We start from the raw sequence: 13,032 nt of genomic DNA, 5'->3' as shown, positions 1-13,032 counted from the left end.
TATATGTTTATAAAAGACTGGATGAAAACAAATTTGGTGACTGTTGAATATGACGATACAGTACTGGATGCCTTACATCTTATGAGGGAGCACAAAATAAGGAGGCTACCCGTATTAAGAAGAGGTAAATTGGTAGGAATAATTACTGAAAAAGATATTAAAGAATTTTCACCTTCAAGGGCAAGCACGCTTGATATTTATGAAATGCACAATGTTTTGGCAAAGACTGAAGTTAAAGAGGCAATGACCAAGGATGTCATAACAGTTTCCCCCGATGATCCTATTGAAAGGGCAGCATTGATATTGAGAGATATGCGATTTGGAGGGTTGCCGGTAGTTGAAAAAAATGATAATCTCGTTGGTATCATAACAGCCGTTGATGTGTTTGATGTTTTTGTCGAAGCAATGGGGATGAGAAAGCCTGGAGCAAGGGTGAATATTACTGTGGAAGATAAACCTGGAGCCATAGCAGAAATTGCCAAAATTCTGAAAATACATAATTTAAATATAATAAGTCTTGCTACTTTTTTCACCAAAGAAAGGGATGATAAAAAAAGGGATATTGTCATAAGGTTAAGCGGTGATAAAAATAATGTTGATAATGCAATAAATGAGTTGAAAGACAGTGGTTACAATGTAACAAATGTACTTGAGATGGAAGGCAGAATTACTTCCATCTATAAAATGGATAAATAAAAAATATTTTTTAAAAATGCTTGACATATTAATCGTTTTTAAATATATAGATGTTCCCTCGCAGGGGCGTAGCCAAGTTGGTAAGGCAGCGGATTTTGGTTCCGCCATTCGTAGGTTCGAGTCCTGCCGCCCCTGCCATTTTTAATATTATTATGAGAAATTTGCCTGAAATTAACACACTGGTAATAAAGATAGGAAGCAGCATCCTTACCGGTTCTACTGGTGAAGTAAATCTTGAATTTATCCAGAATCTTTCAGATACAATAATCAAAATAAAACAAAGAGTAAAAAATATCGTAATCGTTTCTTCAGGAGCGGTTGCATGTGGATTTAAAGTTTTAGGTTTTGAAAGAAAACCTAAAGATATTATTGATAAACAAGCCTGTGCAGCGGTGGGGCAGACAAGACTTATTCAGTGTTATGAAAGCTGTTTTATGAAACACGGAATAAATGTTGGCCAGGTTTTGATAACCAAAGATGATTTTTCAAACAGAAGAAGATATTTAAATGCCAGATATACCATTCGTAGACTTTTTGATTTTGGAGTAATACCAATAATTAATGAAAACGATTCAGTGGTAATAGATGAACTCAAATATTATGAAACTTTTGGTGATAATGATAACTTATCGGCGCTTGTTTCAGGTCTGCTTTCTGCTGATTTGCTTCTAATCCTCTCTGATGTTGAAGGGTTATACGACAAAAATCCTGCTGTTGATAAAAATGCAAAACTTATAAGCGAAGTAAAGTATTTTAACGAAGAGCTGTTAAATCTTGGAGGAGATTCTGTAAGCGGTCTTGGCACCGGGGGGATGCGCTCAAAATTGCTTGCTGCAAAGAAGGCGCTTGATGCAGGTTGCCTTGTGGGTATTGTTTCCGGTAAAGACACAAAAAATATTGAAAGATTTTTAAACAATGAAGAAGTTGGCACTTTCTTTGGGATGGTTTCCGATAGAAAAAGTAAAAAACAACATTGGCTTGCATATGCAACAATTGCAAAAGGGGAAATAATTATTGATGATGGTGCAGTGAATGCGCTTTACAACAACAAATCTCTTTTGCCATCAGGTATAGTTGATATTACCGGCAGGTTTAATATAGGTGATATTGTAAGGGTTGTAAATCTTGAAAGAGTTGAGATTGCAAGGGGCAAAGTAAGGTACTCTTTTGAAGATTTGAAGAAAATAATGGGCAAAAAGTCGTCTCAAATTGCAGAAATTTTAGGCTACAAATTGGCAGATGAGGTTATCCATATAGATGATATGGTAATAACTTATAAGTGAGGGTGGATATTATGACTGAAATTTTCGCTAAAGCAAAAAACGCTTCATACAGTTTTATGGGGGAAACAACGGCAAAGAAAAATGCAATCTTAGAAAAGATTGTTCACTTTCTGGATGAAAAAAGAGATTATATTGTTTCTGAAAATAAAAAAGACCTTGAAAACGGCGTCAAAAATGGGCTAAGCGATGCCTTGATAGACAGGCTAAAGCTCGATGATAAAAGAATTGACTCAATGATTTCAGGTGTCAAAGAAATAATAGCACAGGATGACCCTGTGGGGTCAATAGTCAGCGGATACAGACGTCCTAACGGACTGAATATTTACAAGGTAAGAGTTCCAATAGGAGTCGTTGGGATAATATATGAATCAAGGCCAAATGTAACTATTGATGCGGCTGCCCTTTGCATAAAATCAGGAAATGTTTGCATATTGAGGGGGGGAAAAGAGGCTATAAATTCAAATCTGGCTCTGGGAAACATAATAAAAGAAGCGCTTTTAAGTGAGAAAATTCAAGAAAATGTCTGTATTGTTTTGAATGACCCTGATAGAGTTTTGATGGAAAAAATGTTAAAGGCAAAACAGTATATTGACATAATTGTACCAAGAGGTGGTGAAGGGCTTATAAAGTATTGTACTGAAAACTCACTTATCCCTCTTGTAAAACATGATAAAGGGCTTTGTCATGTATATATCGATGAATTTGCTGATATAAAAAAGGGGATTGATATAGCATACAATGCTAAAGTGCAAAGACCAGGTGTATGCAACGCCATTGAGACGCTTCTTGTACACAAAAATGTATATAGAAATGTGCTTGATACGCTTATTGAAAAATACAAAAGTGCCGGCGTGGAAATTGTGGGTTGTGATGTCGTTTCAAAAACATACAATACAAAATTGGCAACAGAAGAGGATTGGCAGACAGAATATCTTGCGCTTAAAATCTCGATTAAAGTAGTTGATAGTGTTAAGTCTGCAATTGAGCATATAAACAAGTATGGCTCAGGACATTCAGAGGCAATAGTTACCGAAAACTATTCAAATGCGCAGGAATTCTTGAATAAAGTAGATGCTGCAGCTGTTTATGTAAATGCTTCAACAAGATTTACTGATGGCGCAGAATTTGGGCTGGGGGCCGAAATCGGTATCAGTACTCAGAAACTTCATTGTCGCGGTCCTATGGGTGCTTTTGACCTTACTACCACAAAGTATTTGATATATGGAAACGGACAGGTCAGGAATTAATAAGAGGTTAAATTGAAGAAAATTGGGCTTTTGGGAGGTACTTTTAATCCGATACATATTGGACATCTGAATATAGCGCAAGCTGTTTACGATAATTTTAAACTTGATGAGCTTCATTTTATTCCATCGAAAATACCACCCCATAAAAATTTGGGACTTACTCCGGCAAGAGATAGATATGAAATGGTAAAACTTGCAATAGAGAATATGAAAGGAAATTTCTTTGTATCTGATTTTGAAATAAGAAAAAAAGGGGTATCATATACATATTTGACATTAAAACATTTCAGAAAAAATTATCCGGATGCCCAATTATTTTTTGTTACCGGTACAGATATTTTTGCTACAATTCAAACTTGGAATAATTGGACCAAACTTTTTGAACTTGCAAACTTTATTGTAATAAACAGAAAAGAGCTTTCTTTTGTGGAGCTTTTTACGAAATTACCTGAAAATATATTGTCAATAATAAGAAATCTTGATAATTTTGAAAATACCCTTTACGGTAGAGTTGTCATTTTTAAAGCAAAGGAGATTGATATTTCAAGTACGCAAATCAGAAACCTATTAAATTCAGGCGAAATTTCCTCATTTTTGCCGAAATCTGTTGTTGAATATATAAGGAAAAAGAATCTATATAAGGAGGTGTAATTTTTGATGGAAAGTAAAGATATGTTAAAAAAGGCGTTTGAGCTGTTGGATGACAAAAAAGGGGAAGATATAATTGCCTTTGATATATCAAAAGTGTCATCACTTGCAGATTTTATTTTAATATGTTCCGGTAATTCTGATATACACATTAAAGCTCTTTGCGATTATGTGACGGAAACGTTTAAAAAAGATTTCGGTATAATCCCTCTTAATATTGATGGTTACGGAAGCTCAAAATGGGTATGTATCGATTATGGGCAGATTCTGGTGAATATTATAGGTGAGCAGGAAAGAGTTTATTATAGCCTTGAAAATATCTGGGGGGGATGTCCGAAATACACTCTTGAAGATCAAATCGGTTAAATGCTAAAAATAGCCTTAATTAACCCACAAATACCCCAAAATACAGGCAATATTGCTAGACTTGCCGCTGGAATTAATGGAAGACTTATATTGGTTGGCAAGCTTGGTTTTAGTCTTGATGACAAATATTTAAAGAGAGCAGGTCTTGACTACTGGGAATATGTTGACCTTGAAACAATTGATTCGATTCAATTTTTCTTAGATAAATATCCTCCCGATGAATATTATTATGCCATGGTAACCAAATTTGGAAATAAAAGGTATGATAAAATATATGAAGATGCTTTGAACAATAAGAAAGAGGTATTATTTGTTTTTGGTAATGAAACCGAAGGTTTGCCGGATTCGCTGCATTCAATGTTTAAATCTCAAAGATATTTTATACCTATGAATGATAAACATATAAGAAGCCTAAACCTATCAAACTCTGTTGCCCTTGTAATTTATGATTATTTAAGGCAGATGGATTTCAGAGGCATAAATGTTTAAAAAAATAGCAAAGGATTTTAATTATTTTGAGTTTATTGTTTTTTTGCTAATACTTCTTTTGTTTACCGCCTCATTTGCAATATTTATAGACACAAAAAGTAATAAAAAACTTGAAACATTTATATTTACGGTACACGAAAAGATAATTGATAAGATTTTATCAGATATCGATTTTAGAATAATCAATATGAGCAAACTTGCCGATGACTATGAAAACATCCCTTATGTTGTTGAATACGATGCCAAAACAAAATTTATTGTGATGGATAATGGAAATATAATAGGCTCCAATATTGGATTTGGAGAAGATTTTGTTTTGACAACTATCAATAGGCTACAAAATACAGGAATATTTTTTTCAAAACTGGATGACAGAAATATTTTTGGTATCATCAAAATTGATGGAACAAAAAAAATATTGATTTTTCAGGAAATGAATTTTTTAAATGGAAATTATTCTCTGTATGGGGAAAAGGTTGGGATATATGATAAAGATAAAGGCTTAATATACTCCGGTGAATACATAGATTTAAGAAGAGTAATAAATAAAGTAATTTTTGACGAAAATAACGGCACTACTATTCTAAAAGATAAAAACAACATATTTTCTCTCAAAAAAATACACAACAATAATTTTTATTTGTTTATCTACTCGCAGAAAAGTGATTATCTGGCAGCGTTAGCCAAAAAAGGTGAAAAATTTACAATAGTGTCTTTTTTCTTTGGGCTTATGTTTGTAATAGTTTTGTTTTTTCTGAAATCATTTTTAAGCAGATATCTTTTTGAAAAAGAAAAGTATGAGAAACTTTTTAAGTTTGAGCACGAAAAATTTCAAAAAATTGTTGAATCAATTACCGAAGGGGTATGTCTTATTGATAATGATTACAATTTATTGTGGTACAATAAGTTTCTTGAAGAAAGAATAGGTAGTTTCAAACAGGACAAATGCTTCAAAATCCTTCACGGTGTAAATGAGACATGCAAATTCTGCAGACTTAAATTGGTACGTAACGAAGGAAAATCTGAAAGTGTAAGAGTAGATAATTTTCTTAAAGGCACAAATGGCAATTATGAGATTGTATGGTCACCTATTTTGAATGATTACGGGCAAACTATTGCCACAGTTGCAGTTATAAAAGATATTACCGATTCAGTGAGAATCCAGAACGAGATTATTAAAAGTGAAACATACCTTAAAAACATTGTATATAATTCTCCTGAAGCAATATTTACTTTCGATATGGATTATGAAATAAAAACCATCAACAATGAGGCCTTAAAGTTAATAAAATCTGATTTAAAACCTGTAAATTTAAGAAAAATATTTGATAGCAAAACAATAGATGAAATAAGCAGAAATGAAAGCATTAAAAACTTTAATTGTCAGCTTATTGTAAATGAATTGAAGCCTGTCCCTGTTCAGATTTCCGTATCAAAACTTATGATTGAAAACAATGTGGAATATATATGTGTAATAAAAGACATGAGTAAGATTAAAGAGTTAGAGGCTCAGGTGATTCAATCTGAAAAGTTGTCAGCATTGGGGCTTCTTGCAGGAGGGGTTGCACATGAAATTAATAACCCTCTTGTGGGAATACTCAATATGGCACAGGTGCTGTCAAAGAATCTTAAAGACAACGCTTCCAGAAAGATTGTTGAAGTAATTATTGATGCAGGCATGGAAACAAAAAGAATTGTAGAAAATCTGCTTTCTTATGCAAGGCAAAATATTAATAAGGATGAAATGTTTGAAATTTCAGAAAGTGTTGGTTTTGCCTTAAAAATACTGGGAAGCAGGATAAGAAATGAAAAAGTAAATATTCATAACAATTTACAAGACATTAAAGTCAAGGGAAACAAAGGTAAAGTCCACCAAATATTTTTAAATCTCCTTTCAAACGCAATTGATGCTGTGGACAAAGGTGGAAATATCTGGATAAATTCCTTGTATGAGAATGATAAATATATTATTGAAATAAAAGACGACGGCAAAGGGATTGATAAAGAAGTTATTGATAAAATTTTTGACCCATTTTTTACAACAAAATCTCAAGGGAAGGGTACCGGGCTTGGATTATCTATTACACATGGTATAATTAAAGAGCATGGTTGGGATATTGAGGTAGAATCTGAAAAGGACAAATACACCATATTCAGGATTGTTATAAATGCAGAAAGATAAAGTATTGGTAATTGATGACGAAAGATTTAGTCTTGAGTTTTTTGAAGCTTTGTTTGCGGATGAAGATATTGAAATCTTTAAGTTTTTATCTGCTACTGATGCTTTAAATAAAATACCTGACATAAAACCAAGCCTTGTAATATGTGATCATCTTATGCCGGAGATGAGCGGTTTTGAAGTCCTTGATATAGTTAAAAAGAACTGGCCTGAGATAACTTTTATTATGATTACAGGATACGGCACAATAGAAAGGGCTGTTGAAGCCATTAAAAAAGGAGCTTACGATTACATTACAAAACCATTCGATAACATAGATGATATATTAAGCAGAGTCCAAAAAGGGATAGAAAACTACAATCTTAAAAGCCGTATAAAAATTTTGGAAAAAAATATAAACGACATATATGGCATCTCAAACATAATAGCAAAAAGCAAAAAAATGATAGAAATCATAAATACGGTAAAAAAAATTGCAGGTATAAATAGTACAGTTTTGATTACCGGTGAGTCTGGTACTGGAAAAGAATTGATAGCCAAAGCGATACATAATATGAGTAACAGAAAAAATCAGAGGTTTCTTGAAATAAACTGCTCTGCAATCCCGGAAAATTTACAGGAAAGCTTATTTTTTGGTTACGTAAAAGGGACATTTACCGGAGCTGATACCACTAAAAAGGGATATTTTGAAGAAGCAAATAAAGGTACACTTTTTCTTGACGAAATAGGTGAGACCTCTTTAAATCTTCAGGCAAAACTTTTGAGGGCCATTCAGGAAAAAAAGATAACAAAAGTAGGCTCAGTGGAGCCTGTGGATGTCGATATAAGACTTATTTGCGCTACTAATAGAAATCTTGAAGAGCTCGTGGAGCAGAAACTTTTTAGGCAGGATTTATACTACAGGATAAATGTAATCAATTTTCATATTCCGCCTTTAAGGGACAGGAAAGAAGATATTCCTTACCTGGTTGAGTTTTTTGTAAAAAAGTATTCCAAGGAATTTGGGAAGCAGATTGCAAAGATTGAGCCGGATATTTTTAAAAGATTTTATGATTATTTCTGGCCTGGGAATGTGAGGGAGCTTGAAAATGTCATAGAAAGGGCTGTTGCCCTTTCAGATAGAGATGTATTGACCAATGATAATATAATTCTTCAGAAAGAAGGTGAATTAATTGCAGACAAAAAGGACTTTGTAAAACAATATGATAAAGCACGTGCTGAATTTGAAAGAATATACCTTAAAAGTTTGCTTGATACTTGTGATGGCAACATACTTAAAGCCAGCAAGATTGCAAAACTAAATCCAGCTACAATCCACAGAAAAATAAGTAAATATTTAAAAAAATGAGAGTCATAATATATTTATTCATATTTTTTGTTATTATACAACATGCTTACAGTCAGGAAACTGTAATTAGATTTAGCCATGTGGTAAGTGAAAATAGTCCAAAAGGCAAGGCTGCTGTTTTTTTCAAAAATCTCGTCGAAGAAAAAAGCAATGGAAAAATAAAAGTGTATATATACCCACGGGGAATTCTGTTTGATGATATAACCGTTGTAAATGCACTGAAAAATAATCTTGTCCAGATGGCAGCCCCGAGCTTTTCAAAACTTAGTTTCTTTGTTTCCGACTTTCAGGTATTTGATATACCATTTTTATTCTCAGATATTTATACCATACATCGTGCGTACAATGGGAAAGTAGGTGAGCTCCTGAAGAAAAAAGCTTTCAAAAAAGGGATAAGAGTGCTGGCATTCTGGGATAATGGTTTTAAACACATCACTAATAATGGTAAAGAAATCAGACTGCCTGAAGATATGAGAGGACTCAGATTCAGGACAATGGGGAGCAATATTCTAAATTATCAATTTATGGTTGCCGGAGCAAAACCTTACGTAAAGGCATTTTCTAACCTGAAAAATCTTATGGAGGAGGGTGTCCTGGATGGTCAGGAAAATACATTTAGCAATATATATTATCAGAAATTATACACTGTACAGGATTATTTGACCGTTTCAAAACATGGTTATCTTGGTTATGCCGTAATTGTGTCGGAAAAATTCTGGAATTCTTTAAGTCAGGATTTTAGAGATATTATCCTCGATGCCATGCAAAAAGCAACCTTATACGAATACAACCTTGCCATAAAAGATAATGAATACAGTTATGAAATGATAAAGCTTGAAGCAAAAAATATGAAAATAATTACTCTCTCCGATAACCTTATATCCAAATGGAAAAGTTTTTATAAAAACTATGAAAATACCTTCAAATCAGTTATTTCCGGTGAAATATTGGAGGAGATAGGTAATCTATAATGAAAAACATATTTTTTATATCACTTTTTATCATTATGATTTTCATAAGCATGCTCAATATCTTCTACGATTTTTTTCTTACCAATCAAAACATCCCCATTTTAAGAAATATTTTGCTTATGATAATGTTTTTGATATTTCTTTTTATGCCCCTTGTTTTTAATAAATTCTATATGATAGATACAAAATTTAAATATAGTTTTGAGTGGTTAAGCAAATTATTATATCTTTCTTTTCTGATAATACTAATTTTAAGTGTGTTTGTTAGTTATGGTTAGCTATCTGGTTTTATTTATAAATTTTTTGTTTTTGGGTTTGTTTTCCTTTTCTTTAAGCTCAGTGTTTTTTGTATCAATTATTATACTTTCAATTTACCTGGGGTTTGATTCTTCCCAAACACTTTTTATTTTCAATAATAATTTTACAAACCTTATTACAACACCGGAAATTATATCTGTTCCATTTTTTCTTTTATCTTCAGAGATATTATTAAATTTTGGATATACTAAAAAGTTTAAGAATGCAGTCTTTAGCGCTTTTGGAAAAAACATATTAAGTTACGTCATATATTTTCTGTCAATTTGCACCGTTATATCTTCGAGTGTGATATTTAGCAAAGTTTTAAGTAGAGATTTTAACACGGAAGAATTTAACGAACAAAAAAATTTTGTGAGGGGTTATTTTTTCCTTTCTGTAATAAGCTACATAGCCCCTATTTCAATCCCTCTCATAATATTTACTTCGATACTGGGCGCGTCGTTGAAGAAAACTATTCTCATATCATTTTCTTATGTTTTGTTTTTACTTATATGTTACTATTTTCTGTTATTCAAAAAAAATTTTAATCCGGTAATTAATAAAAATATCAGACTTTACAATATATTATCTGTTACAATATACTGCTTGTTGCTTTATCTTCTTATTTTTATATTGTCCCTTCCTATCGATACAATTTCGCAGATATTATTTTTATATTCACTGTTACTTATTGTGTTTGACAGAAACTTTAATGTTGAATTAACTATAATTTCTGCAAAAAATGCGTTTATCAGAACAGGAATAATTGTTTCGGTCATATATTTTATAAATATTTTTAATTTTTATAGTATATTTTCCGGCTCTACCGATGCTTTAATTGAAAATCTTGCTTTGCTTGTCTCTGAAAGTGGATTTATTATCATTTTTATATATGTTATATCGTTTTTGATGATGGATCTTCTTGACCCTTTAGGTATTATCCTTTTATTGTTTCCAATATATAATAATCTTATAACAACTTATCAGATAAATAAATATGCTTTTTTAATATCTTTCTTGAGTTTTGTTTCCATGGGGCTGATTGGCAATATAAAAGAGTTGTCAGGAAGTGTACTAAGGAAAAAACTTTCCTTAAAAACTTTTGATATAAATGATATTATATCTCTTGACTTTATTTTGTTAGGCGCACTTTCTTTTTTAATCTATTTTATAATTTAATAAAGGGGGCAAAAGCCCCCAGTGTCTTAGAATTTATAAATCAGGTTTGGCAAAAACAATGAAATTTGAGGGATATAAGTAATTATTAAAAGTCCTATTAAAAGAGCAAAAAACCATGGCATAGATGCTTTGATTACCTGTTGTAAACTCATCCCCGAAATACCACTTGCAACAAAAAGATTGAGCCCCACCGGAGGGGTGAGCATACCTATTTCCATATTTACTGTGATTATTATACCAAGGTGAATTGGGTCAATACCAAGCTTCATCGCTGCAGGGAAAATCAGTGGTGCAAGAATCATAATAAGACTTGAGGGTTCCATAAAATTTCCGCCGATTAAAAGGAGTATGTTTACAAATATCAAAAATACTACTTTGCTGAAATTCATATCTATAATCCACTGGGCAAGTGCCTGAGGGATTTGTTGAACTGTCAGAAAGTACGCAAATAGCATGGCATTAGCAATAATAAATAAAATCATTGCAGAAGTTGCAGCAGAATGCATGATTATTCGAGGCACATCTTTCCATTTCAAGTCTTTGTAGATAAATTTTACTACTACAAATCCATACACAGCAGATACGGCAGCAGCTTCGGTCGGTGTAAAGACACCGCCATATATTCCGCCAATTACAATAACTATAACCAGTAGTGCCCATATGGATTCTTTAAATGAAATAAAAATTTCTTTGTTTGATGCTCTTTGTTCCTTTTTAAATCCGGCTTTTCTTGCGGCGAAGTAAGTTACAAGCATAAGCATCCCGCCAAGGAATATTCCGGGGATAAAACCAGCCATAAAAAGTTTTCCGATTGATTGATCAACCGTAACACCGTAAACAATTAATACAATTGAAGGCGGTATCAAAATCCCAAGAGACCCTGCTGATACAATTGAACCAACAGAAAATTTCTCACTATAGCCAGCATCTTTAATAGCGCCAATCATAATTGAGCCGATTGCTGCAACCGTTGCAGGAGATGAGCCGCTTACTGCAGCAAAAATAATACAAGCAAAAATTGCGCTCATAGGCAGTCCGCCGGGGAGATGACCAACCATTGCCTTTGCAAAACGAATAATTCTTTCAGCTGCTCCACCTTGAGAAAGAAAGTTACCGGCGAGCACAAAAAGAGGAATTGCCATCAGGGCAAATTTATCAATAGAAGTAAACATCTTCTGGGCTATAACCAGAGCAGGAATGTCAGTAAAGACGAGCATTGTAAAAGAAGTGGCAAGTCCCAGGGCAACAGCAATAGGGATTCCAAGCAAAAGTGATATAAAAAGTAAAGAAAATAATATAGCCGTTATCATCAGTGCTGCTCCTTCATTACCATATCATAGCTGAATTTATCGGAAGGTATTTTTATCGTTTTTATTATTTTAATAAGTACCTGATAAGCTGCAATAGACATACTTATCGGTACACACAGGTAAATTATCCAGAATGGCATTTGCAGATCTATTGAAACTTGCTCAAGCTCATAGTTAAAAATTACAAAATCATAACCCCATTTAACTATAAGACACAGATAAATGAAAATAACTACAAGTGAAAATGTTAATACAATTTTTGAGATTTTGGGCTTTAGTGCCTGGATAATGGCTGTTACCCCTATATGAAGTCCAACTTTAAACCCATAAGCTGAGCCAAAAAGAGCCGACCATATAAAAAGATAAGACGTCAACTCACCGGCCCATGTAAGTGATGTTCCAAAAACATATCTTAAAACCACGTTTATGAAAGCAAGCACAGTTGCCACTGCCATCATGATGGTCATTATTGTCATGTTAAAATAGTCAAGATACTTATCAAGCTTTTCAAATAAATCCTTCATTATCTCTCTCCCGGGATAAAAAAATGCAGACCCGGACTATATATTCGGGTCTGCTTTAAAATTTAATTAATTGATTGCAAGTGCAGCTTCAATATATTCCTTGCCAACTACATCGTAGAATTCAGGATATATTTTCATCATAGTTTGCTGCCATACTTTCTTTTCTGCTTCAGAAAGTTCATAAATTTCAAGCTTATTCAATTCTTTAACTTTGTTATAGTAATATTCATCCAGCTCTTTTGCCAATTTTCTTTCATACTCTGTTGCTTCCTTTACAGAATCAAGAAATATCTTTTTCAAATCATCAGGAAGCTGTTTCATAAAAAGTTTACTTGTAACAAGCATATAACCAAGGTAGCCATGGTAACTAACTGTCACATATTTCTGAACTTCATAAAACTTTTGAGTATAAAAATTTGACCATGGATTTTCAGCGCCATCAACTACCCCCTGCTGCAATGCTGAATAAACTTCTGAAAATGGCAACACATGAGG

Annotated in this window: 14 protein-coding genes and 1 tRNA gene; 11 read left to right on the top strand and 4 right to left on the bottom strand. The window is 32.9% G+C overall.

Going from position 1 to position 13,032, the window contains the following annotated elements; translation table 11 throughout:
* Positions 1 to 3 precede the first annotated feature (3 nt).
* The 10 genes from ACTCAF_RS00075 (at position 4) to ACTCAF_RS00030 (ending at position 9,227) form a co-directional block, all read left to right on the top strand.
* Entirely contained in the window at positions 4 to 696 is a 693-nt protein-coding gene (locus ACTCAF_RS00075) for a CBS domain-containing protein (protein ID WP_463061258.1), read from the top strand.
* Between the two features lie 62 nt (positions 697 to 758).
* Positions 759 to 834 (top strand) — tRNA-Gln (locus ACTCAF_RS00070).
* 14 nt (positions 835 to 848) lie between these two features.
* Positions 849 to 1,979 (top strand): glutamate 5-kinase, encoded by a 1,131-nt coding sequence (proB, locus tag ACTCAF_RS00065; protein WP_463061257.1) that lies wholly within the window; start codon positions 849 to 851, stop codon positions 1,977 to 1,979.
* Positions 1,980 to 1,990: 11 nt separating this feature from the next.
* On the top strand, positions 1,991 to 3,226 hold the full coding sequence (locus tag ACTCAF_RS00060; protein ID WP_463061256.1) for a glutamate-5-semialdehyde dehydrogenase: 1,236 nt from the start codon (positions 1,991 to 1,993) through the stop codon (positions 3,224 to 3,226).
* A gap of 12 nt (positions 3,227 to 3,238) precedes the next feature.
* Positions 3,239 to 3,877 (top strand): nicotinate-nucleotide adenylyltransferase, encoded by a 639-nt coding sequence (gene nadD, locus ACTCAF_RS00055; protein WP_463061255.1) that lies wholly within the window; start codon positions 3,239 to 3,241, stop codon positions 3,875 to 3,877.
* Positions 3,878 to 3,883: 6 nt separating this feature from the next.
* Entirely contained in the window at positions 3,884 to 4,240 is a 357-nt protein-coding gene (gene rsfS, locus ACTCAF_RS00050) for a ribosome silencing factor (RefSeq protein ID WP_463061254.1), read from the top strand.
* Positions 4,241 to 4,729: a tRNA (cytidine(34)-2'-O)-methyltransferase gene (locus ACTCAF_RS00045; RefSeq protein WP_463061253.1), complete on the top strand. Its 489-nt coding sequence runs from the start codon at positions 4,241 to 4,243 to the stop codon at positions 4,727 to 4,729.
* Positions 4,722 to 6,911 (top strand): PAS domain-containing sensor histidine kinase, encoded by a 2,190-nt coding sequence (locus tag ACTCAF_RS00040; protein ID WP_463061252.1) that lies wholly within the window; start codon positions 4,722 to 4,724, stop codon positions 6,909 to 6,911. The genes ACTCAF_RS00045 and ACTCAF_RS00040 overlap by 8 nt, the downstream gene beginning before the upstream one ends.
* The gene (locus ACTCAF_RS00035; RefSeq protein WP_463061251.1) at positions 6,898 to 8,256 is read left to right on the top strand and encodes a sigma-54-dependent transcriptional regulator; all 1,359 of its coding nucleotides are present in this window, start codon (positions 6,898 to 6,900) and stop codon (positions 8,254 to 8,256) included. The genes ACTCAF_RS00040 and ACTCAF_RS00035 overlap by 14 nt, the downstream gene beginning before the upstream one ends.
* Positions 8,253 to 9,227 carry a DctP family TRAP transporter solute-binding subunit gene (locus tag ACTCAF_RS00030; RefSeq protein WP_463061250.1) on the top strand — a complete coding sequence of 325 codons (975 nt, stop codon included), beginning with the start codon at positions 8,253 to 8,255 and terminating at the stop codon, positions 9,225 to 9,227. The genes ACTCAF_RS00035 and ACTCAF_RS00030 overlap by 4 nt, the downstream gene beginning before the upstream one ends.
* Positions 9,228 to 9,598: 371 nt before the next feature.
* On the opposite strand, the gene ACTCAF_RS00025 is transcribed toward ACTCAF_RS00030, so the two are convergent.
* On the bottom strand, positions 9,599 to 9,778 hold the full coding sequence (locus ACTCAF_RS00025) for a hypothetical protein (protein WP_463061249.1): 180 nt from the start codon (positions 9,776 to 9,778) through the stop codon (positions 9,599 to 9,601).
* Positions 9,779 to 9,830: 52 nt separating this feature from the next.
* On the opposite strand from ACTCAF_RS00025, the gene ACTCAF_RS00020 reads away from it, so the two are divergent.
* The gene (locus ACTCAF_RS00020) at positions 9,831 to 10,703 is read left to right on the top strand and encodes a hypothetical protein (protein WP_463061248.1); all 873 of its coding nucleotides are present in this window, start codon (positions 9,831 to 9,833) and stop codon (positions 10,701 to 10,703) included.
* A gap of 26 nt (positions 10,704 to 10,729) precedes the next feature.
* On the opposite strand, the gene ACTCAF_RS00015 is transcribed toward ACTCAF_RS00020, so the two are convergent.
* From ACTCAF_RS00015 to dctP, 3 genes are all read right to left on the bottom strand, one after another.
* Positions 10,730 to 12,013, bottom strand: a complete 1,284-nt coding sequence (locus ACTCAF_RS00015) for a TRAP transporter large permease (protein ID WP_463061247.1) — start codon at positions 12,011 to 12,013, stop codon at positions 10,730 to 10,732.
* Complete coding sequence (locus ACTCAF_RS00010; protein ID WP_463061246.1) at positions 12,013 to 12,537, bottom strand: TRAP transporter small permease; 525 nt, start codon at positions 12,535 to 12,537, stop codon at positions 12,013 to 12,015. Before ACTCAF_RS00010 ends, ACTCAF_RS00015 begins: the two co-directional genes overlap by 1 nt.
* A gap of 66 nt (positions 12,538 to 12,603) precedes the next feature.
* The coding region (gene dctP / locus ACTCAF_RS00005) for a TRAP transporter substrate-binding protein DctP (protein ID WP_463061245.1) at positions 12,604 to 13,032 on the bottom strand (429 nt) is incomplete at its 5' end.

The sequence above is a fragment of the Deferrivibrio sp. genome (assembly GCF_055117995.1).
Note: the sequence above shows the minus strand (reverse complement) of the source record. Positions and strands in the feature narration are given on the sequence as shown.

Excerpts from the sequence above, each read along its gene's own strand:
- ACTCAF_RS00075 (WP_463061258.1), top strand. The coding sequence starts at position 4 with ATGTTTATAAAAGACTGGATGAAAACAAATTTGGTGACTGTTGAATAT.
- proB (WP_463061257.1), top strand. The coding sequence starts at position 849 with ATGAGAAATTTGCCTGAAATTAACACACTGGTAATAAAGATAGGAAGC.
- ACTCAF_RS00060 (WP_463061256.1), top strand. The coding sequence starts at position 1,991 with ATGACTGAAATTTTCGCTAAAGCAAAAAACGCTTCATACAGTTTTATG.
- rsfS (WP_463061254.1), top strand. The coding sequence starts at position 3,884 with ATGGAAAGTAAAGATATGTTAAAAAAGGCGTTTGAGCTGTTGGATGAC.
- ACTCAF_RS00045 (WP_463061253.1), top strand. The coding sequence starts at position 4,241 with ATGCTAAAAATAGCCTTAATTAACCCACAAATACCCCAAAATACAGGC.
- ACTCAF_RS00040 (WP_463061252.1), top strand. The coding sequence starts at position 4,722 with ATGTTTAAAAAAATAGCAAAGGATTTTAATTATTTTGAGTTTATTGTT.
- ACTCAF_RS00035 (WP_463061251.1), top strand. The coding sequence starts at position 6,898 with ATGCAGAAAGATAAAGTATTGGTAATTGATGACGAAAGATTTAGTCTT.
- ACTCAF_RS00030 (WP_463061250.1), top strand. The coding sequence starts at position 8,253 with ATGAGAGTCATAATATATTTATTCATATTTTTTGTTATTATACAACAT.
- ACTCAF_RS00025 (WP_463061249.1), bottom strand. The coding sequence starts at position 9,778 with ATGTTTTTTCCAAAAGCGCTAAAGACTGCATTCTTAAACTTTTTAGTA.
- ACTCAF_RS00015 (WP_463061247.1), bottom strand. The coding sequence starts at position 12,013 with ATGATAACGGCTATATTATTTTCTTTACTTTTTATATCACTTTTGCTT.
- ACTCAF_RS00010 (WP_463061246.1), bottom strand. The coding sequence starts at position 12,537 with ATGAAGGATTTATTTGAAAAGCTTGATAAGTATCTTGACTATTTTAAC.